13 protein-coding genes and 2 pseudogenes are annotated in these 26,332 nt (G+C 69.1%); 9 read left to right on the top strand and 6 right to left on the bottom strand.

All coding sequences use genetic code 11. The annotated features are described in order from the left end of the window. The first annotated feature begins 536 nt into the window (after positions 1 to 536). From AB0L89_RS34290 to AB0L89_RS34325, 8 genes and pseudogenes are all read left to right on the top strand, one after another. The gene (locus AB0L89_RS34290; RefSeq protein ID WP_365150070.1) at positions 537 to 1,133 is read left to right on the top strand and encodes a hypothetical protein; all 597 of its coding nucleotides are present in this window, start codon (positions 537 to 539) and stop codon (positions 1,131 to 1,133) included. 37 nt (positions 1,134 to 1,170) lie between these two features. Further along, positions 1,171 to 3,837, top strand: a complete 2,667-nt coding sequence (locus AB0L89_RS34295) for a Helicase associated domain protein (protein ID WP_365150073.1) — start codon at positions 1,171 to 1,173, stop codon at positions 3,835 to 3,837. A gap of 127 nt (positions 3,838 to 3,964) precedes the next feature. Next, positions 3,965 to 4,288: pseudogene (locus AB0L89_RS34300) on the top strand (DNA-binding protein); the annotation flags it as partial. Beyond that, positions 4,255 to 4,965 (top strand): helicase associated domain-containing protein, encoded by a 711-nt coding sequence (locus AB0L89_RS34305; protein WP_365150387.1) that lies wholly within the window; start codon positions 4,255 to 4,257, stop codon positions 4,963 to 4,965. The pseudogene AB0L89_RS34300 and the gene AB0L89_RS34305, both read left to right, overlap by 34 nt. 102 nt (positions 4,966 to 5,067) lie before the next feature. Next, the gene (locus AB0L89_RS34310) at positions 5,068 to 5,922 is read left to right on the top strand and encodes a TnsA-like heteromeric transposase endonuclease subunit (RefSeq protein WP_365150076.1); all 855 of its coding nucleotides are present in this window, start codon (positions 5,068 to 5,070) and stop codon (positions 5,920 to 5,922) included. Beyond that, positions 5,903 to 8,062 (top strand): transposase, encoded by a 2,160-nt coding sequence (locus tag AB0L89_RS34315; RefSeq protein ID WP_365150079.1) that lies wholly within the window; start codon positions 5,903 to 5,905, stop codon positions 8,060 to 8,062. Before AB0L89_RS34310 ends, AB0L89_RS34315 begins: the two co-directional genes overlap by 20 nt. A gap of 113 nt (positions 8,063 to 8,175) precedes the next feature. Then, positions 8,176 to 9,162: an ATP-binding protein gene (locus AB0L89_RS34320; protein ID WP_365150390.1), complete on the top strand. Its 987-nt coding sequence runs from the start codon at positions 8,176 to 8,178 to the stop codon at positions 9,160 to 9,162. Continuing rightward, on the top strand, positions 9,159 to 10,109 hold the full coding sequence (locus AB0L89_RS34325) for a TniQ family protein (protein WP_365150082.1): 951 nt from the start codon (positions 9,159 to 9,161) through the stop codon (positions 10,107 to 10,109). Before AB0L89_RS34320 ends, AB0L89_RS34325 begins: the two co-directional genes overlap by 4 nt. A 260-nt stretch (positions 10,110 to 10,369) precedes the next feature. On the opposite strand, the pseudogene AB0L89_RS34330 reads toward AB0L89_RS34325, so the two are convergent. From AB0L89_RS34330 to AB0L89_RS34355, 6 genes and pseudogenes are all read right to left on the bottom strand, one after another. Beyond that, a pseudogene (locus AB0L89_RS34330) lies at positions 10,370 to 10,498 on the bottom strand (SAM-dependent methyltransferase); the annotation flags it as partial. A 334-nt stretch (positions 10,499 to 10,832) separates the two neighbouring features. After that, complete coding sequence (locus tag AB0L89_RS34335) at positions 10,833 to 11,117, bottom strand: contact-dependent growth inhibition system immunity protein (protein ID WP_365150085.1); 285 nt, start codon at positions 11,115 to 11,117, stop codon at positions 10,833 to 10,835. After that, positions 11,117 to 17,974, bottom strand: a complete 6,858-nt coding sequence (locus tag AB0L89_RS34340; RefSeq protein ID WP_365150088.1) for an RNase A-like domain-containing protein — start codon at positions 17,972 to 17,974, stop codon at positions 11,117 to 11,119. The genes AB0L89_RS34335 and AB0L89_RS34340 overlap by 1 nt, the downstream gene beginning before the upstream one ends. 210 nt (positions 17,975 to 18,184) lie before the next feature. Further along, entirely contained in the window at positions 18,185 to 21,949 is a 3,765-nt protein-coding gene (locus AB0L89_RS34345) for a LamG-like jellyroll fold domain-containing protein (protein ID WP_365150091.1), read from the bottom strand. An 898-nt stretch (positions 21,950 to 22,847) separates the two neighbouring features. Beyond that, complete coding sequence (locus AB0L89_RS34350; protein WP_365150094.1) at positions 22,848 to 23,570, bottom strand: helix-turn-helix domain containing protein; 723 nt, start codon at positions 23,568 to 23,570, stop codon at positions 22,848 to 22,850. Then, positions 23,570 to 24,199: a hypothetical protein gene (locus AB0L89_RS34355; RefSeq protein WP_365150097.1), complete on the bottom strand. Its 630-nt coding sequence runs from the start codon at positions 24,197 to 24,199 to the stop codon at positions 23,570 to 23,572. The genes AB0L89_RS34350 and AB0L89_RS34355 overlap by 1 nt, the downstream gene beginning before the upstream one ends. Positions 24,200 to 24,616: 417 nt before the next feature. Here AB0L89_RS34355 and AB0L89_RS34360 point away from each other — a divergent pair, with 417 nt between their 5' ends. Continuing rightward, positions 24,617 to 25,651 carry a hypothetical protein gene (locus AB0L89_RS34360; RefSeq protein WP_365150100.1) on the top strand — a complete coding sequence of 345 codons (1,035 nt, stop codon included), beginning with the start codon at positions 24,617 to 24,619 and terminating at the stop codon, positions 25,649 to 25,651. Positions 25,652 to 26,332: the final 681 nt, after the last annotated feature.

Genomic DNA, 26,332 nt, shown 5'->3' on the forward strand with positions numbered 1-26,332 from the left:
CCCCGACGCTCTTCCGATCTGCTGCGCCCGGAGCAGCGAACCACCGCGCTGCGCGCGGTGGTTGCGCTCCCGCTCCGCGGGAGCGCTGGCGGGTGGCTGCGCCACCCGCATCACCCTCGCTGCGCGAGGGTGATGCGGGTCCGTTCGCTGCGCTCTCGGACCGGGCGGGGCTTTGCCCCGCTTTCTCCCCGGGATTCCGCTGCGCTCCATCCCGGGATCGGCGGGTCCGCTGCGCTCCCCCGCCTTGAAGGTTCTTCCGGCTGCGCCTCCAGAACCTGAAGGCCCGTTACACGGGCCTGGCTGACTACGAGGGAGTGGGGGTCGCTCGTTCGTGTGGGTTCTGGTGTAGCGCGTGCATCAGTCTGATGCAGCATGTACCGTTGGCGAAAACACGAGACACTCCCCAACCACCCGGGAACCTCCCATAATTCCGGGAGGAACGGCCAACGATGACCGCTAGCCACGAATCTACCGGACCCGATACCGCGCTGAGCAGCGATTCTCTGCGCCGGGGGACGCAATACCAGACAGCGGGCGTGAATGCCAGGCTGTTCGCGCTCCTGGAGGCGCACGGCGTGCCCGCGAGCGAGGCGGACGACCTGGTGGCCGCGCTGGAGGCCGGAGCGGTCGCCGGGGCGCAGTGCGAGGTCGTGGAGCTGGGCGGCATGGCGCCGCGCTCCCGCGGCCCTGTGTTCGAGGACAGCTGGGACGAGGGCATGACGGCCGTGAGCGAGGCCCTGATGGGCATCGCTGACCGGGAGTGGTCCCGACGCGGCGGCCGGTCGGCCGGTGCCGCTGAGCTGGCCGTGCACATCGCGGAGGTGAGGCAACGTGAGCGGGCCGACCTGGTGCGGCTGGAGCGGTACGTCCGGGAGGCCGTGCTGCCTGCCACGCATCCGCACACCACGCAGCGGCGCCAGGTGCTGGAGGCGCTGGGTGAGGCCGGCGGCCTGTGCACCGCGCGCACGAGGAACAGCGATGGGGACGTCGTCGTCTGCACGCTCGATGCCGGGCACTACGACCCGGACGACGTGCCGCACTTCAAGGACGGAAAGCCCGGCGGCTGGCATAAGGCCGGTGGGCAGATCTGGAACGACTCGGGCGCGGCCTGCATTCCGCACGCGGCCCTCTGAAAAGGCCACAGGAATTCAGCGCTCGGGGAGACACGGAATGTCAGCGATTCAGCTCAAGGAACACCAGGTCGACCAGAAGTCGGCGTTTCGGAAGTGGGTGGGATTCCCTGCAAGGTCATCTGTGCCCCCGCAGGGGGCCCGGGGCACGATCGTGTCAGCGACCGGCTCGGGCAAAACGATCACGGCCGCCGCGTGCGCGCTGGACTGCTTCCCGGGCGGCCGGATCCTCGTCACCGTCCCGACCCTGGACCTGCTCGCGCAGACCGCCCAGGCGTGGCGAGCGGTGGGCCACCGGGCGCCGATGGTCGCCGTGTGCTCGCTGGAGAACGACGCGGTGCTCAACTCGCTGGGGGTGCGCACCACCACCAACCCGATCCAGCTCGCCCTGTGGGCCGGGCACGGGCCCGTGGTCGTGTTCGCCACGTACGCCTCTCTCGTGGACCGCGAGGTCCCCGAGGACCCGGCAGGTCGGCGGAAGGTGCGCGGGCCGCTGGAGGCCGCTCTGGCGGGCGGGGAGCGGCTGTACGGGCAGCAGATGGACGGCTTCGACCTCGCGATCGTGGATGAGGCGCACGGTACCGCCGGTGATCTTGGGCGGCCGTGGGCGGCGATCCACGACAACGCCCGCATCCCGGCGGACTTCCGGCTCTACCTGACCGCGACCCCGCGCATCCTCGCCGCGGCCCGGCCGCAGAAGGGCGCGGACGGCCAGGAGCTGGAGATTGCGACCATGGCCGACGACCCGGAGGGCACGTACGGCGCGTGGCTCGCCGAGCTCGGACTCTCCGAGGCGATCGAGCGCGAGATCCTCGCCGGGTTCGAGATCGACGTGCTGGAGATCCGCGACCCCTCCCCCGTGCTGGGGGAGTCCGAAGAAGCGCGGCGCGGCCGGCGCCTGGCGCTCCTGCAGACCGCGCTCCTGGAGCACGCAGCGAAGTGGAACCTCAAGACCGTCATGACGTTCCACCAGAAGGTGGAGGAAGCCGCCGCGTTCGCGGACAAGCTGCCCGAGACCGCTGCCGAGCTGTACGTCAACGACGCCTCCGACGCCGACCTGGCCGCCGCGGACAAGCTGCCGAAGTCGTCCATCGACGCGGAGTTCTACGAGCTGGAGGCCGGCCGCCACGTTCCGCCGGACCGGGTGTGGTCCGCGTGGCTGTGCGGCGACCACCTCGTAGCCGAACGCCGGGAAGTGCTCCGGCAGTTCGCAGGCGGCATCGACGCCGCCGGACACCGGGTGCACCGCGCCTTCCTCGCCAGCGTTCGCGTGCTCGGAGAAGGCGTGGACATCACCGGCGAGCGCGGCGTGGAAGCCGTCTGCTTCGCCGACACCCGCGGCTCCCAGGTCGAGATCGTCCAGAACATCGGCCGCGCGCTCCGCCTCAACAAAGACGGCTCCACCAAGATCGCCAGGATCATCGTGCCGGTGTTCCTGGAGCCCGGCGAGGACCCGACCGACATGGTCGCCAGCGCCTCGTTCCGCCCCCTTGTGGCCGTGCTCCAGGGCCTGCGCAGCCACGATGAGCACCTGGTCGAGCAGCTCGCCTCCCGCGCCCTCACCAGCGGGAAGCGCAAGGTGCACGTCCAGCGCGACAAGGACGGACGGATCGTCGGGACCGGCGGCGAGGGCGACGGCGAGGACCAGGAGCAGGACGACACCGACGCCGCTGCCGAGTCCGCCCTGCTCCACTTCTCCTCTCCCCGCAACGCGGCGACCATCGCCGCGTTCCTGCGCACCCGGGTCTACCGGCCCGAATCGCTGGTGTGGCTGGAGGGCTACCAAGCCCTGCTGCGCTGGCGGGCCGAGAACGAGATCACCGGCCTGTACGCCGTCCCGTACGACACTGAGACCGAGGTCGGCGTCACCAAGGACTTCCCCCTCGGACGCTGGGTCCACCAGCAGAGGAAGGCGCTGCGGGCCGGGGAGCTCGAGGAGCGGCGCAAGGAACTGCTCGACTTGCCGGAGGCCGGGATGGTCTGGGAACCGGGCGAGGAAGCCTGGGAGGCCAAGCTCGCAGCTCTCCGCTCCTACCACCGGGCCACCGGACACCTCGCACCCCGGCAGGATGCCGTCTGGGGCGAGGGCGAGGCGATGGTGCCCATCGGGCAGCACGTGGCCAACCTCCGCAGGAAGGGCGGCCTCGGCAAGGACCTGCAGCGCGCAGAGACCCGGGCCGCGCAGCTCGCGGAGATCGACCCGGACTGGAACTGCCCCTGGCCGATCGACTGGCAACGCCACTACAAGGTGCTCGCCGACCTCGTCGACGCCGACGGCATCCTGCCGGCCATCGACCCCGGTGTGCTGTTCGAGGGCGACGACATCGGACGATGGCTCACACAGCAAAGAGAAGCGAGCAACTGGACACAGCTCTCAGCCGAACAGCAGGAACGGCTGACCGCACTGGGCGTGCAGCCCGCTGAAGCAGCGTCTCCCGCACCGGCGGCTGCGCGGTCGACGAAGGGATCGGGCAAGGCGCAGCAGGCGTTCCAGCGCGGCCTCGCGGCCCTCGCACAGTGGGTCGAGCGGGAAGGCCAACGGCCCGTCCCGCGCGGCGCCGTCGTGGAGGTCGCGGTCGACGGCGAGACGGAGCCGATGGTCGTCAAGCTAGGCGTATGGGTCTCGAACACCAAATCGAGGCGGGGCAACCTCACCCCGGAGCAGCGGGAAGCGCTACGGAAGCTGGGCATCGAATGGGCGGCGTAGAGGCAGTGGGAGGCCTGTGCCGGTCGCGCACGCCGGTGAAGCTGTGGAGTGGCAGGTGACAGATCCGTTTTTCCCGTGGCCGGTGGCCGGTATCGTCCGGCTGGCCCCGGTGACAGGTGAAACGACGATGTCATTCGTGAACCGGCTGGCCGCTCGCTACAACGTCACCGTGACGGGCTTGCTGTCTGCGATGGCGGGCCCTGGCGTGCGTGGTGTCTGGGGGAAGGGCTGTCTCGTCGGCGAGGTGTTCCTGGCGTCCGCGGTGCAGCGCCGGCTGGCCTCCCTCTGCCAGGTGCCGGAGTCGCATCTGTCCCGCGCACTGCCTTCCTGGGGTGAGGGCGCTGGCGCGAAGGCGAACGGTGACCAGCCGAACGTGCGCTTCGCCTCCGGCAGCACAGTTCCTGCCGTCATGCTGGGATGCCGACTGTGTACGGCGACCCGGACAGGCGCTCCGTGTCCTGCCCGTCTGTACTCCGACTTGCGTTCAAGGATCTGCATCAGGCACCAGTGCTGGTCCCTCGACTCACTGGCGCTGGACAGAGTCACGCTGGTCGAAGGCCAGGTGAGCCTCGCCGGGCTACCAGAGGTGATCCGTGCGCACCAGCGCCTTCTGCCGATGCTGCGCCGTCGGAGCTCGTGCGAGAACGCTTTTGCCGTGGCCCAGGCGGTCGTTGCCTCCTGGTGGGACGCGGGCCGACGGCACAAGCGAGGCAGACCGCGCGGTACCGCCCCACCGGCGCCCGGATCGACTTCGCCGTGGGCTTGGCCCATGCCCGGGACTACGCCGGCGTTCACGGCCACCTGGCGCTGCCGCACCCCGTCCAGCACAACGGGTTCCCTCTGGGCAGGTGGCTCACCAGCAAACGCGGAGAGGCCCGAGCCCACGCGCGCCGCACACCAGCTCCATGGCCGGGCATGCAGGCCCTCGCCGCTCTGGATCCGTGGTGGCTCCCTCCGTGGTCGTTCGCCTGGCAGCGCGATTACCACCGTCTGCGCCTCCTGCTCACCGCTGGCCTCGAACCACCGCCCAGGCTGCGCTCCTGGTTCAGCGAGCAACTCGCTAGACACCACACCCTGTTGCCCGGCCAGCAGCGGCTCCTGCAGAAACTGAGAACCTTCCCGGTCTGACCACGGGTACAGGAGCTCGGCATTGCGGCCGCCGTTCACCCGTTCGGGTGGCGGATCCGGATCGCGGCGTTCAGCGGCCCGCCATGGACTTGGCTGTTGAGTGTGGAGGGGGACGAGCACAGCAGGCGGGTGCGGCGGTCTGCCGCAGGGGGCGACGGTGCGGGAATCGAGGCCGCGTTGGTCACGGCCGCCGGACGGTTGACGCAGTTGCCGTGGGATCAGGCGGCGTCGGTGCGGTTCGAGGACCTCGCACCGGTATCCGCGTTTCCGGTCGTTCCGGGTCGCCGGTGGGGGCCGGGCTGGTGGTGGTCGGCGACCACCGGAGGGCACGTCGTACACGGTTCGGCAGCGATGCGCACCCAGCTGATGGTCCTGGACCGGAATCCGGACGTGACCGGCCTGGCCGCACGTCCGGTACGGCTGCTGTGGCGGGACACGGCCGACGGGCGGTTGCGCTCGTGGGTGCCGCAGCTGTTCGCCCGATACGCCGACGGCACCGGCATGCTCGCCGACTGCCCCTCCAGCCCGACCGCCGGTGGAGACGGGGCGCAGCGGGCGCGGATGGTTCTGGAGGCGGCGTGTGCCCGTGTGGGCTGGGCTTACCGGCGTCTCGAGCCACCTCCAGCGGTGGTGGCGGCGAACCTGCGGTGGCTGGCCGGCTACCGCCACCCCCGCAATCAGGGCCCGCCCGGGCTGCGGGCCGCGTTGGCTGAGGCGTTCGCCGGGCTCCGGCCGCTGGCCGACGGCGCAGCCGCGGTGGGTGATCCTCTGCAAGTACTGTCGGCTGTCTATCACGCGCTGTGGTGCGGGCATCTGACGACGCCTCTTGATGAGCCGCTGCACGAGGAGACGCTGGTCCGCGCTGGCGCAGAACGCAGTGGCGGGGGCGTCGAAAAGCGGCTGGGCGCCGGGGGCGACCAAGGAAGGGGCGAGCCCAGTGGGCAGCACACACGGTAAGAGCCAGCGACCGGTGGTGGAGGTCGGCGCGCACGTCGTCTACCGGAGACAGACCTGGCAGGTCGCCGCCTTGCAGGGCCAGCAGGTCTACCTGCTGCAGGAGGACGGCACCGAAACGCGTCTGCTGCTGGGACGGTTGTTCGCCGATCCGGGCTTCAAAGTAGTGGGCGCGCGGGCGCCGGACGCGGTGCCGCAGTGGGGGCTGTTCGAGACCGTTCCGGTGGCGGCCCAGCAGCGGGCGCTGGCCTGGCTGCCCCATATCCGGGAAGTGGAGACCGGGCTGCCGCATGCCCCGGGCAGCCGTGACGACCAGACGATGCGGCCGGAGTACGACCCCGAGCGGTGGACGCTGGCGCAGCGGGACGCGGCCAAGGCGAAGGAACTGGCGGCGCTCGGCTTCGCGCGGGTGACGCGTACGACGGTGGAGCGGATGCGGCACGCCTACCGCAAGCAGGGCTTGTGGGGGCTGGTCGACAAGCGTGCGGTGCCGGCACGCGGGCGTCATCCGACGGGGTATGCCGACGAGCGGGTCGTGGCCGCGGTGCTGGAGGCGCTGCGGCGCCAGCGAGGCCGGTCGAAGGGGACGGTGAAGGGACTGCAGGTACTGGTCGGGCAGATCCTGGAGGACACGCACGGGCGCGGCGTGGTGGAGATGCCGTCACGGTCGACGTTCTACCGGCTGGTGAGCGTGCTGGCCGACCCGGCCGATCGCCCAGGCCGCCCGGCGCGCACCGCCACCGCACCCGCCCGCGCCTCGTCGGCGCCGGTGGTACTGCGGCCCGGGGAACAGGTACAGATCGACACCACCCGCCTCGACATCATGGCCGTCCTCGAGGACGGCAGCCTGGGCCGACCGGAGCTGACCATCGCCGTCGACGTCGCCACCCGCTCCATCCTGGCCGCCGTCCTGCGCCCGCACAGCACCAAAGCCGTCGACGCCGCCCTCCTCCTGGCCGAGATGGCTGTTCCCCACCCTGTCCGCCCCACCTGGCCCTCAGCGCTTCATCTGTCGCGGGCCGAAGTGCCCTATGAGCGGATGCTGTCGCTGGACAAGCGCCTGGAAGGCGCGGCCGCGCGGCCGGTGATCGTGCCCGAGACGATCGTCGTCGACCGCGGCAAGATCTACCTCTCGCAGGGCTTCGTCGCCGCCTGCGAGACACTCGGGGTAAACGTGCAGCCCGCTCCACCAAGGCAGCCGCAGGCCAAGGCCGTGGTGGAGCGGACCTTCCGCGCGATCAACGACCTGTTCTGCCAGCACGTCGCCGACCACACCGGATCCAACCCCCAGCTCCGCGGCTCCAAGACGACGGCCGAGACGCGGTGGACGATCCCGCAGTTGCAGGACTTCCTCGACGAATGGATCACCTGCGGCTGGCAGAACCGGCCCCACGACGGACTGCGCCACCCCGTCCTTCCCAAAACCGCCCTCACCCCGAACCAGATGTGGGCCGCGCTCATCACCATCAGCGGTTACGTGCCGGTGCCACTGAGCGGGGCCGACTACCTCGAACTGCTGCCAGTGCGCTGGCAGCCCATCACCGAACGCGGCATCCGCCTCGACTACCGCACCTACAACCACGACATCCTCGACCCCCACCGCAGCGAGCGCTCCCCCGTCGAGGCCAAGGACGGCAAGTGGGAGGTCCACCACAATCCCCACGACGCGCGCCAGATCTGGGTCCGTCTCACCGACGGCCAGCTCCACGAGGTCCCGTGGATCCATCGCGACCACGTCCACCAGCCCTTCAACGACAGCGTCTGGCGCCACATCCAGACCGAGGTCGAACAACGCGGAGACCGCGACCAGCACGAAGCCGACCTCGCCGACGCCCTCGACCAGCTCCTGCGCCGCACCCGCAGCTCTGCCGGGACAGAACACGAAACCGGCCGCCGCGAAAAACGTCGTGCCCGCGGTACGGCCGTGCAGTTGCCAGACCTGCCCGGGCAGCGGCGCCCCCTCGACACGGAGACCACACCGGCTCCGGACCCTGACTGGAGCGAGAGCCTCGACGACCTCACCGGTATCGAGGTGGCAGCCGATACCGGCACGAGCAAGCCGGAGGGCGCGAGCATGCGACTGCCGGCCGAGGCAGGCGGGTACGGGCTGTGGGACGCCGAAGCAGAGGCCGAACAATGGTGAACACCCCACCGGGCACGGACGAGGCGCCGACCACCAGTTCCCCGCCGACGGGCCGCTCTCCCGACGCCGCGGCCAGCACCGACAGCGATGCCCTTGAGGCGCAGCGGCAGTCGGTGACCACCTGGGACGGCTTCCAAGCCTTCGCCACCACACCTGTGGCATCCCCTCCCCCGCCAGGCGCGCCGCCCCGCAGCCTCGAGGAACGCCTGGCCTACCACTCGCGGTTCGTCACCGTGCGCACCCCCGCCATCGACACCCTCGCCAAGAACGTGCGCACCCTAATGATCCTCGGCCGCCACCAAGCCGTCACCGCCCGGCCCTCCCTCATCGTCACCGGTCCTGCCGGCGCCGGGAAAACCACCGCCCTGCTCCAGGTCGGGCGCGCCTGCCACCTCGCCCACACCCGCCGCCACGGCCCCACAGCCGCGGCCGGGCAGGTCCCCGTCGCCTACGTCCTGGTCCCGCCCGCCGCCAGCGCCAAAACCCTCGCCATCGAATTCGCCCGCTACCTCGGCATCCCCGTCACCGCCGGCATGTCCCAGGCCCAGATCACAAGCGCCGTCTGCCACACCTACACCGCCGCGGGCGTCCAGCTGGTGATGATCGACGAGATCCACCGGCTCAACCCCCGCACCACCACCGGCGCCCAGAGCGCCGACCTGATCAAAGACCTCACCGAACGCATCGGCGCCACCTTCGTCTACGCCGGCATCGACGTCACCACCACACCCCTGTTCACCGGGGTACGCGGCGCGCAGCTCGCCGGACGCGCCTCCCTCATCGACTGCACCGCCTTCCCCGCCCGCCTCGGCGACGAAGAACCCTTCCGTAACCTCATTACCGCCATGGAGAGCGCGCTGGACCTGCGCCACCATCGGCCCGGAGCCCTCCCCCGGCTGGCCCCGTACCTGCACGAGCGCACCGGCGGCCGTATCGGCAGCCTCGCCCGCCTCATCCGCCAGGCCGCGATCACCGCCCTGATCGACGGCACCGAACGGATCACCAAGACCACCCTCGACGCGATCCGCCTCGACCACCTCGCCGAACAGCACCACCGCCCCCACACTCGGCCGCGAAGCCGGAGTACCAGCACGTCGTGAGCCGGTCAGACGTCACGACCCGCGCCGCAGCAGGGGCCCACGCCGCACGGCGCATCGTCGTCGCGGGGGCATGGCTGCGGATCCCGTCAGCCGCTGCGGGCGTGCTCCGTGTACGGCCACTGCCCGGCGAAGCGACCGCCTCCTACGTACAGCGGCTGGCTATGGCCTACCAGCTGACGCTGCCCCAGCTCCTCGCCGGCGCCGACATCACCCTCCACGGCCACGGCACCCTGCCCGCAGCCGAACTCCACCTCAATCACAACGCGGCCCGGCACCTCGCCGTCCTGGCCCGCACCCCACTCCCCCACCTGACGCGCGCCCTGCCCCGCCTCGCCCTGCTCGGCGCCCACGACACCGGGGCAACCGCGCGCTGGAAGCTGCTCGAGACCGAGCAGCAGCCCGTCCGCGCCTGCACCCTGTGCACCCGCCACCGCAGCCACGACGCCACCGACACCGCCTGGGCCCACCCGGCGCCACAACGGCTGGTGTGCCCACGCGACCAGCAAGCAGCCCCCGACCCGCGGCTCACTTCCACCGTCCGCACCTGGGCCGTGCCGGAGCTTGTCGCCGCGCACCACGCACACCAGCGCCTGCTACGACACCCCCGCGCCGCCACCGCCTGGACCACCGCGCGCGCTATCACCACCCGCTGGTACGACCACCAGCAACACCTCACCCACCGCTGGCACACCCGCCTGACCCGGCTCTGCGCGGCCAACCCCCGCCTGACCACCACGGGCAGCGCCTCCCCCGCCCTGGTGACCCGCGACCTGGTGATCTACCCGGAAACCGTCACCCTCGCCCGCGCACTCGCCGCCCTCCCGAACCGGCCACACCGCGACACCGGCAAGGCCCTCACCCTCATCGCCCACCGCCTCGGACTGCCCCGCCTGGCAAGCAACGCGAACGACCCACTCCGCGTCTTCCTCACCCACACACGCCACTGACCAGCACCATCCAGAACCCCAAACCCCCAGAGAGCGCAGCCTCCTATAGACGTGCCACCACACCTACGAGAAAGCCAAGATCAATCCCACACAACTACCGGACCGCAGGCCAAGCCCTCGAACAACCAAACCGAACACGCCGCCAGCCACGCCCACCACGCCCGAACGCAACCCCTTCAGCCGTCCCGAGTCCCACTTCCAAAGACGAAACACCAGACCAAAGCAGTCCCCCCCTAAAGATCACTGCTCCGTCACACGAAGTCGACCAGGGTCCGGGCGTCCGGCCGGTGCAGATCGATCAGGATCTGGCACATTCCGGCGCTCGTGCTGTCGGACTGGACCACGTCGTAGAGTGCCGGATCGCGATACAGCAGGTTGGTGGCTTCCACGTGCTCGGCTTCCGTGTCGGGGCTGTTCACATGAGGCTTCGCAGTCCGACCTCCAAGGCGAGTACATCGCACAGCAGGTCGGGGACGACCGGCGCGGAGTCGGCGTTCCTCCGTGCCTTGGCGAGAGCCTTGCCGTCAACGTAGCCGAGGTCCACCAATCGACACCCTAAACGACGCCCTCGGCCCAGCCGACGACGACCCTGACGGCACACCCGCCATAGCTGCCGTCCGCTGACGTTGCCGTCAACTACTGCCGTCAAGCACCCCAGAAGCCCCGCCAGAGATGCTCTGGCGGGGCTTCGGATTTGCACTTGCACTCTCACGTCCGGGAGACCTACGTCAGCGCATCGATCACCTGGTGAAACCAGAGGGACATAGCAATCCCATCCTGACGCGGATCGTACGAGGCGCCGGCCGTCTCAAGCCAAACCTCAGCCAAGCCGCCCTCCCCCATACCCGAAGCTAGGATCTGCTCCAGGGAGGCTCGCAATTCTTCGACTACCTCAGGGGGTTCGACCTGCCGAAACTCCGTCAAAATTTGAATCGGCTCTTCCGCTTCAAGGTCGTAATCCTGATGGAAATACGCCTGCGCAAGGTAACGCATCGAGTCCGCCTTCATTACGGCATCGGGTACGAGGTCACGATGTGGTAGCCGTTAGGCATTGAGGGATTACGCTGGAGCACTGTGGTCACACCTGTTGGGCTGAGGGTGCTTTGCGTAGCACGCTCATACACCCTTCCCCCGGAAGCATCCATCGGACCATTAATCACGAGTCGATTCCCTCTCCCTGCGAGCCACTGGTTGATGCCTGCCTGATTGGCGGCGAGATTATCACCGGTCGCCCTATTGGCCGCAGCGAGGTCAGTAAACGTCGAGGAGTATCGGATGTTGCGTGCGGCCAGTTCAGCATCGGTTTTTCCGACGTGCCGACTGATCGCGTGACCCCCCGCAGCCTCATGCGCAGCAAGATCACAGTTGCTGTTGTGAACGAGAACGGGGGTCTGCCCCGCCAGCACATAGTACGTGTGCAGGTCCCTGACCGTAAGGTTGTACGTCCGAGCCGCCTTGCTGAAAGCCCTGTTCCCTGTGACGGATACGGTTTCTCCATCGTCGGTCAGGAGCTTCATCCCCTGCTTCAAGTCGCCGGCCTCGACCCATCGCTGCTCAGATGGGGACCAGAAGGGGTGTTCGTGCGTCGCCGTGAGTTTCTCAGTGCCACTGTCTGTGGCGATTGAGAGCGTGTTGAACTTCTTGTCGCTTCTCGTGACGATCAGGCGGGTTACTTCGCGTGGGCCGGACTCTCCCGTTTCCGGGTCTGCGGCCATTACTTTGTCGCCGAGTTCTACGTCCTCGATGTCCTTAGTGCTGCCGTCACCCATGAGGACGCCGGTTCCCGCCAGGAAGCACTTACATCCGGATGGAGCACCCTTTTTCAACTTCTGTGCGTCTTTCCCTGCTTCCTCGGCCTCTTTAAGCCTCTTCAGCTTGAGGAGCTTGAGCGCCTTGGCGGGAGTGGGCAGGTCCAGTAGCGAGTTTCCGCAGTCCGCGCTCAATCCGGGATTGCTGACGCACCTCTTCCAGGCGTTGAGGTCAGGCAGGACTACATCCTTGAAGATGGCGCCGAGAAGGCCTCCGGTTCGCTGCTCGACATCGCTCGGGCCGATGTTGATTGCGATACACCGGCCTACTGCACAAGCCAGGGTCCCGCCCCGGCTGTCACGCATCGTCTGACCCGAACTTGTGACATATGCAGTTCCGCTACGGCCACCGCTACCGCCGCCTCCGCCGCCGCCTCCGCCCCCTACGTACCCATTACCGCCATTGGCTTCATGGCCGTCGTTGCCGTGCTTGGGACATGCCGGGTTGCTCCCACCACAGGCCAGGCCAAGGCCGCTGGGGTCATCGTTGCTGAGCGGGTTCTGGGCGCCGTAGCTGTAGCCGTTGAGGGATTGGGAAATTTCAGCTTGTAGGAGTGCGTCGACGCTGATGAACTGGCCGATTCCCGGGTCGTATTCGCGGGCGCCGATGTGGGTCAGGCCGGTGGCGGTGTCCGCGGGTTTACCGAGGAAGGACTTGTCGTCAGGCCAGTTGGTGCTCTTCTCGCCGCGGGGGGCACCGAAGGCGCTGGTGTAGCGCTTGGTGACGGCATAGGTCGTGGCGTCAAGGGCGAGGCTCGCGGTGCCGTGATGGTCGGCTGCCAGGAAGTTGAGCTTCGTGGCCGCAGCGCCGGCTGTCGCCGTGCGGACCGCGATGGTCTGGCCGTTGGCCGTGTAGTAGCGGCTGCCGGAGAGGGTCTTGGTGGTGCCCTTGGTGGTGAGGCGGACTTCGGTGGCGCCGAGGTAGAGGACGGTGTCGCCGTCGCCCTTGGCGCGGCGGATGAGGAGTTCGCCGCTCGCGTCGTACAGGTAGTCCGTCTGGGCCGGGCCTTCGGTGGTGCGGGCGAGTTTGCCCTCGGTGTTCCAGGCGAGGGTCTGCTGGGCGGTGCCGTCGGGGCGGGAGGTGGTGTTGCCGGTCTTGTCGTAGCTGTAGGTCTGGGTCTTGCCTGCTGTTTCGGTCTTGACCAGGGGGTGGGGCTGGTTCTGGTCGGTGCGGTAGGTGTAGGCGGTGGTCTTGTCGCCGGAGCTGGCGTGCTGGGTCTCGGTCTTGCGCTGGCCGGCCTGGTTGTAGGTGTAGCTGGTCCAGTACGGGGCGGCGCCGTCGATGTTGGGCGTGGTGCGGCCGGTGGTCGCGCAGTCGGCGGTCTTGGGGGTCCAGGCTTCGGTCAGGCGGCGGTGGCCGTCGTAGGCGAAGCACTGGTAGTCGGGCTTGGTGGTGCCGCCCTGGGTGGTGGCGTCGAAGATGGAGGTGACGTTGCCGGCGTCGTCCTGGGTGAACTTCAGTTCCTGCGGCATGTAGCCGTGGACGTCGTCGGTGACGTAGGAGCGGGTCAGGCGGCGGGTGCCGGGCTCGTAGTCGTAGTTGAGGTAGGCCTTCTTCGCCGAGGTGGTGCTGCTCAGTCCGAGGGTGTGCTGGCGCAGGTCGCCTTGCGGAGAGTAGACGGCGCCCAGGAGGTAGCCGCTGGTGCCTGTCGACTTGAGTTGCTGGCCGGTGGCGTTGTACGTGTAGCCGACCGTCTCGGCGGCCAGGCCCGCCACCGCGGGCTCGGAGGCCTGGCTGATGGTGCCGTCCAGGCGGTAGCCGGTGGTGAAGGAGAGTGTCTTGGGCACGCCCGCCTTCACCAGCGCATCGTCGTCAGGCAGGGTCAGCTGGCTGCCCATGACCTGGTAGAGGCTGTCGTACTGGGTGACCTGCTGTGTGTAGGCCTTGCCGGTTGTGCCGCCTTCATAGCGCACGGCCGTGTCCTGCTGGCCCTCTTCGAGGGTGTCGAAAGTCCAGGCGGCGAGCTTGTTGGCGTTGGTCTTGTCCGTCTGCCACAAGCCGGTTCTGCGGTTGAGGTCGTCGTACTCGGTGAGGAGCTTTCGCTTCTCCTCGTCGGTGGTGGTGATGGGCCGGTCGAGGGTGTCGTAGGTGGTGCTGGTGGTGCCCTTGTCCGGGTCCTTGGCGGCGACCCGGCGGCCGAACAGGTCGTAGCTGTAGGTCCACTTGGCGTCGTCGGGGCCAGTGAGCGTCTCCTGCTGGCCGGCGGGCGTGTAGGTGTAGTTGGTGGTGGTGAAGTCGGTGCCGGTGGGCTGCGGGCCACCGTACTCTCGGCGCTGCGTCAACTGACCCAGGGCGTTGGTGACTTCGGCGGTGGCCTGGCCGCCCGTGGGGGCGCTGGTGGCGACCGTGTCGCCGGTGTAGCTGGTGTGGGTGGTCCAGCGGGTGACGCCGTAGTTCTTGGTCACCGCCTTGGTGGCGCGGCCGGCTCCGTCGTAGGTGGTGTCGGTCTGGACGGGGGCCTGGCTGCCTTCGGTCTGCACCACGTCGGTGGACGGCGGGGAGGTGTTGTCCCAGATGTCGCCCTGCGCACTGGTGGCGAGGCCGCGGTCGTCGTAGAGCGTGAGTGAGACGAGGCGGCCGCCGATCGGGGTCGGGGTCTGGGTCTGGCGGGTGCGCAGCAGGGAGTCGTAGAACTCGTAGGTGGTGTTGTAGCCGGATCCGTCGCCCTTGAGGGTGCCGGTGGACACCCAGGAGAGGTCTTTGCTGGTGACCTTGTAGTCGTAGACGTAGTTGGGGGTCTTGTTCAGCGCGGTGGAGCGGTTGGGCAGCCAGACCTTGGTGACGCGGCCCAGGCTGTCGTACGTGGTCTCGGTGACCTTGTCGTTGGGGTCGATGGTCTTCACCGGTGAGCCGGTGGCGAAGTCGACGTGGGTGGTGGTCGTGTGTTTCTTGGCGTTGCTCACGCTGCTGGAGGTGAGCGGGCCGGCCGCCGTGGGTGTGTAGGTGGTGGTGGCGGTGGTCAGGTCGTTGGTGTCCTTGACCACTAGGGGGCGGCCCAGGGTGTCGTAGCTGGTGGTGGCCGTCTTCTGCCAGGACGGTGTGTTGTCCGCGGTGTAGGCCTTGGCGCGTCCGGTCCAGGCGGGCTCGCCCTGGGTGGGCTTTTGGGAGGCTGACCAGGCGGTGGCGGCGGGGTTGTCGTAGACCGTGGCGGTGTCGGTGATCACGTCGCCGGGCTGGTCGGAGTTGGCCGGCAGGTCGAGGGCTGTGTCCGTGATCGCGCATGTCTTGGCGACGGTGCGGGTGCGCGAGACCAGGGAGCTGATGCCCTTGTCGGCGTTGCGTGCGTACCAGGTGCGGGTGCAGGTCTCATCGCCCGGGATCGCGTTGTCGCCGGTGTCCTCGACGGTTTCGGCCATGCCGTAGTCGTCGTAGGTGGTCTTGGTGGTGCGGATGCGGTCGCGGGGTGTTGCGGTGCTGGTGATGTTGGTGCGGGCGTGGCTGGCGGCGGTGCGGACGTAGTTGGCCTCGATGTCCGCGTACGACTTGTGCTGGGTGGCGGTCCGCTGCGACCAGGGGTCGTTGATGGTGCCGGAGACTTCGGCGTCGCCGTTGTAGGTGACGCTCTCGCGGGTGAAGCCGGCGTACGGGTCGGAGTCGGTGATCTCGGCGGCCTTGATGCCGGTCACCTTGACGGTCTTGCGTTTGTCCGGGTCCAGGGTCTTGCCGTCCGCGGCAAGGACGCGGTCGCCGTGCATGCCGCGCAGGTAGACGTTGACCTCTTTGAGCTGGTCGCTGTCCTTGTCGCCGGTGAGGTGGGTGACCTTGCCGTAGCCGCGCCAGATCGACCAGGTGCGCTCCTTGGCGGGAGTCATCGGGTCGTCGTTGTAGTGCCAGGCCCCGCCGCCGGAGTACTGGTAGGTGTGCTGGACCGCCTCGGAGCCGCCGCGCGGGTCGGTGGTGGATACGGCGGTCACCGGGTACTTCTGGAACCAGTCCAGGATGGGGGTCTTCTCGCCGTTGGGCGACCAGTACACCGGGTAGCAGCGTCGGGTGTTCTCGTCCGGCTTGGGCATGGTCTGCCCGGCCACGCAGTCCGCCTCCGCGTAGGAGACGAGTGTTTGTGCTCCAGTCTCGGAGGTGACGGAGCGCAGGCGGGGCTTGTCGAGCGAGATGATGTCGTCCGATGCCCCGTCGACCCGGTTGGGCAGGAAGACGTGGCTGAACGTCACCGGGTCCAGGGCCAGGTCGGTGCCGCGCTTGCCGGTGTGCTTGATCTCCTCCAGCCACAGCGCCTGGTCGGTGGAGTCCCCCGTGTCACCGGGATCGAGGTAACGCTGCTTGAGCTCCCACGTGTCCACGGCGGTGAAGTCGGGGGTGGCGGCGGCCGCCTCCCAGGCATGGGTGGTGATGCCGGTCATGCGCTTGCGGGTGAAGAACGCGGGACCGACGTTGCCGGTGCACTTGTCGCCGTCTTTGCAAACGGTATCGAAGGGCACGTCGGGCCAGTTGTCGCGGGTGTCCTCGGTCAGCACGTCGCAGCCGGTACCAGCCGCCACACAGCGCTCGGCATAGGTGAAGGTGACCTTGTTGGAGGCGGCGGGCTTGGCGGAGAAGAGGGCGTCGGCACGCTGGCCGTAGCGGATCTCCTTGAGGCGGCCGCCACGGGTGTAGTCGGTGCCGGTGGTGTCGTCGCCGAGCTTGTCGTAATTGTTGTGCTCGGCCACGTACCAGTAGGTCATCGCGTTGGCGTGGGCGTCCTCGACCAGGTCGAGGTTCCAGCGCCAGGCCTGCTTCTTGTCCCGGCTCGCGAAGGAGGAGCCGTCCTCGTAGCCGGGTTCGTCCTTGTCGTCGCCGAAGACCGGGACCGTCCACACCGAGTCGGTGCGTTCGGAGCCCGCGCCCTCCAGCTTGTTCAGGCCGAAGGTGTAGGTGGTGCCCTCGCCGGTGACCACGGTCCAGTACTCGCCGTTGTCGTCGCCGTTGTCGGCGCCGGTGCGGTGGGTGACGGTGGAGGCGTCGTCGTTCTTCAGCCGCCACTTGCCGGTGGGGTCGTCCTTGACCAGTTCGGTGGCCTTGCCGTCCAGGACGAGGGAGGCGTTGTCGTACTTCCAGCACAGGTCGTACTTCTTGTCCTGGCCGTCGTCGTCACAGGAGCCGTACTTGCGCTCGATGTAGGAGGAGGTGAGGTCGAAGCCCTCACCGATCGCGGTGCCCTGGTTGTTGGTGGAGGCGGTTCGGCCGTCCACGCTGCCGGAGTCGTAGGAGATCGACAGGTCCGGCTCGGGGCCGGCCGCGGCGGGCGGGGTGCGCAGCGGGTAGGACCAGGTGAAGGATCCCGAGGAGCCGCCGGCCTCCCAGGTGGAGGAGGCTGCCAGCGGGGTGGCCTTGTAGTCGCCGGAGCCGGACTTGGTGCCTGCCGCCAGGGCGAACACCATCGTCCGCCCTCCGGCCGTGCGGGCCTTGGAGGTGGCCGGGAAGGTGAGCGGGGCGGTGAGTTCCTCGTCCTTGCGGAGGTTGGTGGACTCGACGGGGGTGCGGGTGCGGCAGTCGGCCTTGGCCGGGGTCTTCAGTGCGCAGTCGGGCAGTTGCAGCAGCTGCAGGCGGCCGGCCCAGTCGCCGCCGTAGGCGGAGGCGAACGCCTTGTAGTTCAGGCCCAGTCGGGCCTGGCCTCCCCCTTCGGGGCCGGTGACGGCGAGCACCACGCCTTTGACGCCGAGTTGCTGGGTCTTGCGCCGGTCCAGGACCTGGACGTGGACCTTGCCGGTGGCTGCGGGCTGCTTCTTGCCCTTGGCCTGGCGGGGCGCTGTGAGGGTGAGCGGCAGGGCGCCTGGGGTAGCGCTTGCCCTCCCCGACGAAGACAGGGTCAGCGTTGCCTTCCCGCTCGAGGGCCAGGTGACGGTGCGGCGTTGGTCGGTGCGGGCACGACGGGCCGCGGTCGTGTCGGCCGCGGCCGCTTTCGCTACTGCTGCCGCGTTCTGCTTGTTCACCTTCGCGGTGAACGGGGAGACCTCGGAGGCGCGCGGCGCGTCCAGCTTGGGCCGGCCCAGGGGGTCGGTGTCCGCGGCGAACGCGACCGGGCTCAACAGGCCCGGCAGCAGGGCGAATCCTGTCAGCACCGCGATCCGTGGTCTTAAGGACCGGTTCCGGGTGCGGGCCCGGGCGGGCGAGGGTCTCTTGGTGCCGCCCGTCCGGGCACGGCCGAAGGCAGGCAGGTTCATCACGCAGCTCCTTGCGTGCGGCCACCGGATTCCGGGTGACCGCACGCCGTCGAAGGAAAGTCAGCAAGAAGGAGGGGGGCAGAACAGCGGAAGGAAGTCAGCCGCTGCTCAGGACGCGAGGTCCGCGATCTGGCTGCTCACCTGGCCCTGGGACATGGCCCCGGTCCACACGCGCAGCTTCGCCAGGTCACCCGGCAGGTAGTGCCCGGTCGTGCCCTTCGCTGATCCACGGCCCGCCGTGAGGGCGCCGCTTCCCTGTTGCGGTGTGCCAAGCCCAGGGTCTTCCTCGCCTTGCTGGGCGAACGGGCCGACGTAGAGCTGGGCGAGGCCGAACTGCTGTTTGCCCTGGTCATCGGTGAAGTCCAGGCCGGCGTCGAAGACACCGGTCACGTCCACCCAGGTGTCCCACTCCTTGTCGCCGATCGGCTCCTGGGCCGGGGCGAGTGCGGTGTCGATCACCTTGCCGCTGGCGTCCACGGCGGAACGGCCGAACCTCCACTGGTAGGCGTCGGCGGACAGCTTCTCCACCCACAGCGCCCAGGACGATTCCTTGCCGACCGGGGTGGACTGCGCGGCGACCAGGCCGCGGTAGCCGACCGGTTTGGCGGCCAGCAGCGCCTTGTTCAGCCGTACCCGTGCGGAGACGGTGAACGAGCCGGTCTCGTCGACCACCGGGCCGACGCCGGCGGCGTAGCCGGAGGTTCCGTTCAGGACCAGTGCTGTGGCGTCCTCGCCGGTCAGTCCGGCACCCGATCCGGACAGGGCCAGCGCGCCGCGCCGGTAGGGGAAGGAGGTGCTGGCGGGGTCGTCGGAGTCTTCCGGGCTCTCGGTGACCTGGCTGCCGGAGGAGATGGTGGCATCCCAGTGGGCGACCAGTTCGTTGGCCGGCACCTCGTCCTTCTCCACCCGGTCCTCCTTGCGGATTTCCTCGGGCGTCAGCGGCCGCTGCCAGGTCGCGATCTCGTCGATGCGGCCGTGGAAGTACTCGCCGTAGCTGCCGCCGACCTTGGAGCGGCCGACCATCAGGTTCCGGTCCGCCGTCCAGGGCGTGTAGGTGGCCGCCGCGTCCGCCAGGACCACCGGGGAGCCCTGGGGGCGTCCATTGACGTAGAGCTGGATGGTGTCGTTGGTCTTGTCCACGTCGCCCTGGGTGTCGAACACGCCGGTCAGGTGGGTCCACACCTTCAGCGGGGGGCTCGGCGCATCGGCCAGGGAACGAATGTAGACCGGTCCGTTCTTGTCCTGGTCGGTGCGGTTGAACACCCACCTCTTGTGCGTGGCCGAGTAGTAGAGGGTGAACGCCGAGCCATGCTCGCCCGGGGCGGCCAGCACCGTGCGGTTGGCGGAAGCGTCGGTGAGGTAGGCCCAGGCGGAGATGGTGAAGGAGTCCTGGGAGTTGACCGACACGGCGTCCGTGGAGGCGTAGCCGACCTGCTGGGCGGGGTCGCTGAGGTTATCGTTCAGGCGCAGCGCGTAGTCGCCGGCGCCGCGCCGGCCCATGGTGGACCAGCCGGTCCCGGCCTCGTCGCGCAGCACCACATCGTGGCGGGAGCCGCTCTCGCCGGTGTCCTTGGCCGTCAACAGCGCGGAGCCCGGGGCGCCGTCGTCGAAGCGCCAGCGGCCGGTGGTTCCCGCAGCAGTGCCGGTCTTGAAGGTGAACTCGGCCGGCGGTCCCCAGCGTTTGCGGCCGTCCTTGTCCAGCTCAAGGTCACTGGCCTCCACGGCCAGAGTCTGGGTGCCCGGCAGGCCGGGCTTGACGTTCTTCACCGTGACCGGGGCGTTCGTCTCGGCTGCATTCACCGTCTTCGTCGCGTCGGCGTCCGAGGTCAGCAGCCGCCACCGGTAGGCCTTCACGTCCTTGTCGGCGGTGTTCGGCTTGAAGGTGAAGCTGCCGGGCTCGCCGGGGCCGCCGTGGGGCGCGCAGTCGTTGGCCGTGCATTCGGTGTAGGGGGCGCCGGTCACGATGGTCGGTGCCTTCGGCGCGGTGGAGTCGATGCGCAGGTAGCACCAGGAGGAGTACGGCGAGAACAGGTCGCCCGACTTGCCGTTGTAGTTCCAGTGCGACTGCGTGCGGGCCCGGTAACGGTACAGCCCGCCGTCCGCGCGCTTGTCCGTGGTCGCCTTTTCCAGGGTGCCGTCCGAGTGCCACCCTGAGGGCGGTTTGTAGGTGCTCCACACGTTCGACCAACTGCCTGCGGTGGTGTCGGTGCTGGAGCGCTGCATGACGAACTCAGCCTGCAGGTAGCCCTCTTCCTCGCTCTGGTGCTGCTCGACCTTGGTCTGCACCCGGGCCTGCACGGTCGGCGTCGCGGTGGTCACCGTCAGCGGCGCGGAGGAGGGGGAGCAGTACGCCTTGTCGCCGGAGCCCGGGATGGCGCCGACCGAGGTGGGCACTCCGGGCTTGTGCACGTACCAGACCTTGAGTTCGGCATTGGAGTCGAACCGCTTCCACGCCCGCGGCTCCCCCTCGTCCTTGGCCCGCAGCATCAGCGTCAGCCGCGAGATCTTGCCGTCCGCCAGCGAACGGACCGTGGAGGTGAGGTTCTCGTCCTTCTCGTCCGGGTTGTCGTTGAACTCCACCCAGGCATTGGGCTGATCCGGGCTGCACAGGTCCCCGCGACCTGCGGAGACATAGCGGTCGCCCATCTGGTCCAACTGCCGGGGGCCCGGCCAGCGAGTGCCTTCCGAGATGCCGTCGGTGCGCTCCAGATCCACCCAGTGCGGGGTGCAGTTGAACGACCAGGTCTCATACGCGCGGAAGGTCGCGTCCAGCACCTGCTTGCCGGACAGCTTGGACGCCCCGAACTCGAAGTACATCCGGTCGGTATAGCCGCCGGTACTGCACGCATAGCCGTCCGCGATGCCGCAGCGGCCTACGCCCTTGGGCTCACTGAACTTCCAGAACTTATCGCCGTCCGAGGACAGCTTCGTCCACTCCGACTTGCCCAGCCCCACCGACGGGTCGATGAACACCGGGTACACCGTGTCCTTGCCACGCAGCAGATCCAGGTCCGGCGACACCGAGACCGCGCCGTCGCCGACCGTCACCGGCAGTTCGGCGCTGGCATCGCCTTCACCGGGCTGCGCCGGGCTCTGCGTACCGGCCTGTTCGCCCTGCGGTGCCAGGGCGCGCTCCGTCTGCGGCGTCACGGCTCGCTTCGCCGGCCCGGACTTCTGTGGTTGCTGGGCGGTGTCACCGGCGGAGTCCCACATCTGGCCGGCCGGGCCGCGGAAGATGGCGTTGCCGTCCGCGTCCACGGCGCGCAGACCGCCGCCCTCGCCAGGGACCAGGCTCAGCCCCTCGCCCCTGGCCGAGAGTTTAATCTTCTCCAGTTCGGGACTGGCCGCGGCCTCGGCGGTCTTGACCGCCAGCACCTCGCGATACCCCTCGGCGGTCGCCGTCAGCTGCAGGTCCACGCCCTTGATCGGCACATCCGCATAGGTGGCCGTCGCACCGTCCAGCGACGGTGCGGGCAGCGAGGTCGGCCACCCCAGCCTGAGGCCCTGGCCGTCACGGCCCAGCCGCAGCATGTCCGCCCCGCGGCCGCCGCCGGAGAACGCCAGGTCGACCACCGCCGCCTTCGGGCCGACCGTACCGTCGGAACGCTTCTCGAGAGTGACATCGATGCCCCGCCAGCCGCCGTCCGCCGTACGGGACCGCTGCGGCTCCGTGGCCTGCGTGATGACGAACGTTCCATCCGGGTTCGCCATCGTCGTCGTGTACTCGGTGCGCTCCGCACTCACCTCGACCGGCTCCCCCGAGGCCACCGCCCGCTGGGAAGCTGACTGTTCACTGAGCCCGGACTGCGGGACGGGGTCGGGCGACGGATCGGCAGCCGCAAACGCCACAGACGGCAAAAGCGACAGCAGCATCGCCGCTGTCGCCGCCCCTCCGGTCACACGGCGTAATCGTCTTTGCGCACCGGCATGACAGTGCCCCCGCTCCAACTCCACAGTCCCCACCCCAGAGTCACCATTTGTTTACAGGCGGAGCGAGTTAACGCCCCAACAGTTCCCCACGTCAATGTGAACCGGAACACAATTCCGCGCGTCCGTACGGCTCGAACCGGGCGAAATGGCAAGCGCCGGCCAGTTTACGCCCTCGGGGCGCGAATACAGCTTCGCTACTCGCTGTAGCCAGTATGGGGATGCCACCGATACAGAACCCGCCAACACCGTCCGCCCGGCAAACAGACGCCCGCACACTGCGGATCGGCACGAAGAACATCCGAAATGACTGACAGTTCACGGACACAGAGTCCGCCAGAGCGGCATTCATCGAATGGTCGGCACCAACCAGAACTAGCCACCTCCTCAACCTCGTTGACCAGCCGGGTCACCCAGCGTGCAGCCACCCGACACTCAGGCACCCGACCACGCAGGGCCCTTCACGACCACCACACATCCCGCCAGCCGAGACGTCTGAATAGGGATCGCCAGCCTCGAACCAATGGCACTCCGTTCATACAAGCCCCGACCCTGGACAGGTGGCAGTCCCCCACACACACGGCAGCGGGCAGCGGGCAGCGGGCAGCGGGCAGCGGGCAGCGGGCAGCGGTGATCATCACGGATCCGGTGCCCAGCGCCAGACATGGCCTCGCCGCTTCCTGTCCCCCTCCTCCTCGATCAGGCCCTGGGCTGCCTGCCGGTAGCCTCGAACACCACTCGGGCCCTTCATTTGGCGGCTTGGTTGCCAGGGGCATAGATGTGCGGCCGGGGTTCTGGGCGAAGCCCCCGGCATGTCAGCGTCGTTGCCGCTGCTGGCGCGTGGTCAGCGCGGGCGCCATGTGCGGACTTCGAGGTGGGTGATGTGGGCGTCCGGGTGGATACGCCCGGTCTCCACGAGCCACTGATGGACCGCGGCGGTGACGTCGCCGCCTGCCGTGTCCACGCGGCGGGCGAAGTCGGTGGCGGCGAAGCCGCCGGTGGTGGCGGAGCCGTAGGAGCGTTCCTCGGTGTGGTCGGCGCGCTGAATGACGTCGCGGCGGATGCCGGGTGAGTCGGTGCGGCTGCCGGAGGCGTGGAGGTAGCCGGTCTTGGCGAGGCGGACGGTGAAGGCCAGGCGGAGGTTCTGGCGGGCGGCTTCGGCGATGAGGGGGCGCAGGCGGGCGGAGCCGGAGGCGATGGCCTGGGCGGCGACGCGTCCGGTGCCAGTGCCGGTGGGGGTGATGAGGACGGCTTTGGTGCGTACGCGGGCGCGGGTGCCGGAGTTGGTGGTGCGGCGGGTGATGTGGGGGGCGGCGAGGGCGGCAAGTTCGGTGGTGTCGGTGATGCCGGCGGTGTGGACGGCGGTCAGGACGTGGGTGAGGGCGGGAACGAAGGCGGCGCCTTTGTGTTTTGTGTAGAACTGGGAGACCAGGGAGGGGTCGCGGTTGATGATGCGGGCGATGTCGCGTTTGGTGTAGCCGGCAGCCTGGAGTTGGTCGGCGAGTTGAGCGGCTTCGTTCAGCTGCTGGCGGGGTGCGGTGGTGCGGCGGCGGTTGCGGGGTGGCATCAGGCCCCCGTGCTGGTCTGGGCGAGGGCGGTGCGTCCGGCGTCGCGCAGGGTCAGGAGGTCTTCTTCGCTGGCGGGGGCGGTGAGGGGGCCGGCGAGGTGGCCTTTGAGGAGGTAGTCGCCGGGCTGGTGCCGGTGGGGCCAGTTCTGGGGCTGGGTGAGGTAGAGGGCGTCGGTGCGGAAGGCGATGACGCTGCCGGGCGGGGCGTGCAGGGCTCCGGCGTGGGTGTTCTGGTCGCGGTGGCGCTGGGTGAGCAGGGCGGCGCGGGCGCCGGACCAGATGGCGGCGGACCATTCGGGGTGGGCGTTGGGGTCGCGGGAGAACCCGGTGGGTTTCTGCCAGGTGATCAGGTCGTCGTCGAAGCCGATGATTTCGGCGTCCGGGGGGACGTCGCGCTCAAGGTGGCGGGGGGGGGGTGGTGCCGGTGACCATGCGGGGGCGTTGGGCGAAGGAGCCGATGCCGTACAGGAGGATGGCGCGTACGGCGCGGGAGGCGAGGTGGGCGGCGCGGGATTGCTGGGGGCCGGTGTGGAAGTGGGCCTGGGTGGCGAGGTTGGTCCAGGCTTCTTTGAGTTTTTCGGCCCAGTCGTCCAGGGGGTGCCGCGGAGCAGGGGGGAGGGCCCCGCCACGCGGCGGGCGGTCTCCCCCGGCGCCCCGCGAGGATGCGCAGGCAGAGAGCGGTTCTCCTCGCCCTCGACCGATGGGCGCGTACGCCGAGCCACCGGGTCCCGCGCTTCTTCGCCGAACGCGCGTGCGGGTCGATCTTGCGGCTGCCGCCGCTGAGCGGCGGGCAGCCTAGTGGCGGGGTCTGACAACAGGGCCCGATTTCGCTGCTTTCGACAGCGCCAACTCGACTGCCAGCGGCCAGGGTTGACTAATTCTCGCCGTCCTGCCGCGCTGACGGCGACGCGATCAACTGTCCCAGCAGGTCCGCACTTGGGGGCAAGAGCACGAGCCGCGGCGGTGGGGCCGGATGAGCCTCATCCCTGCGGTCCGCAGGGGTCCGCACGCGAGGCGTTGTCAGAGCCTTCCGCCACGATGCGCGCATGAGCCTTACGTCCCACCTCAAGGAACCCAGCTCGACCATCTCCCGCTTCCTCGCGGAGCAACTCCCCCATTCCAGGGCGGTACTGGCCGACTGCCGCAGGCGACTGGCCCCGTTCCCCGCCCCGGAACGGCCGTCGGCACCAGTCGGCCAGCAGGTCGAGTACCGGATGCTCGGACACACCATCGACCACCGGCTGCGTATCACGCTCGGCGCCCCCACCGGCTCTCCGATCAGGGAGGGGGTCGTGCGTGCCGTAGTCGACGACGCCGGATGGCCCAGCCGCGAGGTGATCCGCACCGTACAGGAGGCGGGCAGTGCCCTGCTGGGAGAACTCAGCCGGTATGAGAGCGACGCCGGGCAGCCGCTGGCCCTTGAGCCGCCGGCCGAGGACCGGCTCATCCGGCTGTGCCACATCGCCTCCGGCTTCGAGGCCATCTTCCGGCACGGAGGCTGGATGCGCGGCAACCGTCTGGGCTTATGCACCCCCACCGCCACCCTGGACGACCTCGTCGGCGCGGTGGCGGACTACGTCGTCGACGACATCCAGCAGCAGATGGAACTCGCCGCTCATCCCGGCCCTTTCGACAACCTGCGGCTCCTGCCCGACGGGCTGCGGATCTGCGGCCCCACCTTCGCCGGCTGTGCCTACGTCGGCGGCACGGACGCGGACTTCATCCTCGACGGCGCACTGATCGACTGCAAGGCGACCATCCGTCCCGAACGCATCAACCGCGCAGAGATCTACCAGCTCGCCGGGTACCTACTGCTCGACCACAGCGACACCCACGCCATCACCTCCCTCGGGCTCTACCTCTCCCGTCAGGGCGCACTCATCGACTGGAGCGTGGAGGATTTCCTCGCCCTGCTGGGGGCGCGGCACGATCTGCCGACGCTACGAGCGGCCTGCCGATGTGCGCTCACCGACGGCGCAGCAGGCGCTCCCCTGCCACCCCCGGCCCCCGGCGGCAGCCCGCTCCCCCGGCCGCGCTCCGCCGGCCCCGTGCAGGACACACTCTTCGACGAACTGGACTGAAAACGCTGCGCCGTTCCGCTTCACGACATAGTCAGCGCCATCGACCACGCCCAGGCGTCAGCCGCTGGGCGGCCAGGGTTATCAGCCCTGCCGCCGGAGACGCCGTCGTACAACGTTCCTCGCCACCGGCGAGGGGCTTACTCGCAGGTCAAACACCCTTACCTATAAGCCAATTGGCCGACGAGGCATTGTGATGGCCGAGGCTGTTCGGTGACAGTCCGGCTCCCGCCATGGCCCGCGACCATGGCATCCCGCCGCCTTCCAGGCCCGTTGTCTGACGGTGGGCGATCTGGATCGCGGGCACCGAGCGCAGCCTCCTCATTCCACGAACCCAAAACTGGCCGTGGAGACCCAACTGGCCGACGTCAGGAACCCAGCGAGGTTATGGGGTGGCTCGCGCTGCCGACGGCCCAGGCTGTCATAGGTAGGCAGGACACACCGAAGGCCAGCACCGGGGGTGTCGGCCGGGCGCTCGGCAGGCGCGGGCCAACGCGCCTGCCCTTCCTGAGGTTCGAGGTTGCGACCAGTCGCCTTCAGGGGGACACCGGCCGCTGAGGCGAGCGGTGTCGTCGCTGCGCAGCGTCCCCCAATCGAGCCTGGACTGCAAGCGAGCGGGAACAAATACTGGGCCGCGCTGGCCTCTGCTGGCGGCGGTCGTCCCGCAGGCTGCCCAGCCTGATT

Origin of the sequence: Streptomyces sp. NPDC052114, from assembly GCF_040680155.1 — a bacterium.
GTDB lineage: Bacteria > Actinomycetota > Actinomycetes > Streptomycetales > Streptomycetaceae > Streptomyces.

Excerpts from the sequence above, each read along its gene's own strand:
- AB0L89_RS34360 (WP_365150100.1), top strand. The coding sequence starts at position 24,617 with ATGAGCCTTACGTCCCACCTCAAGGAACCCAGCTCGACCATCTCCCGC.
- AB0L89_RS34345 (WP_365150091.1), bottom strand. The coding sequence starts at position 21,949 with ATGCTGCTGTCGCTTTTGCCGTCTGTGGCGTTTGCGGCTGCCGATCCG.
- AB0L89_RS34335 (WP_365150085.1), bottom strand. The coding sequence starts at position 11,117 with ATGAAGGCGGACTCGATGCGTTACCTTGCGCAGGCGTATTTCCATCAG.
- AB0L89_RS34350 (WP_365150094.1), bottom strand. The coding sequence starts at position 23,570 with ATGCCACCCCGCAACCGCCGCCGCACCACCGCACCCCGCCAGCAGCTG.
- AB0L89_RS34305 (WP_365150387.1), top strand. The coding sequence starts at position 4,255 with ATGCCGACTGTGTACGGCGACCCGGACAGGCGCTCCGTGTCCTGCCCG.
- AB0L89_RS34295 (WP_365150073.1), top strand. The coding sequence starts at position 1,171 with ATGTCAGCGATTCAGCTCAAGGAACACCAGGTCGACCAGAAGTCGGCG.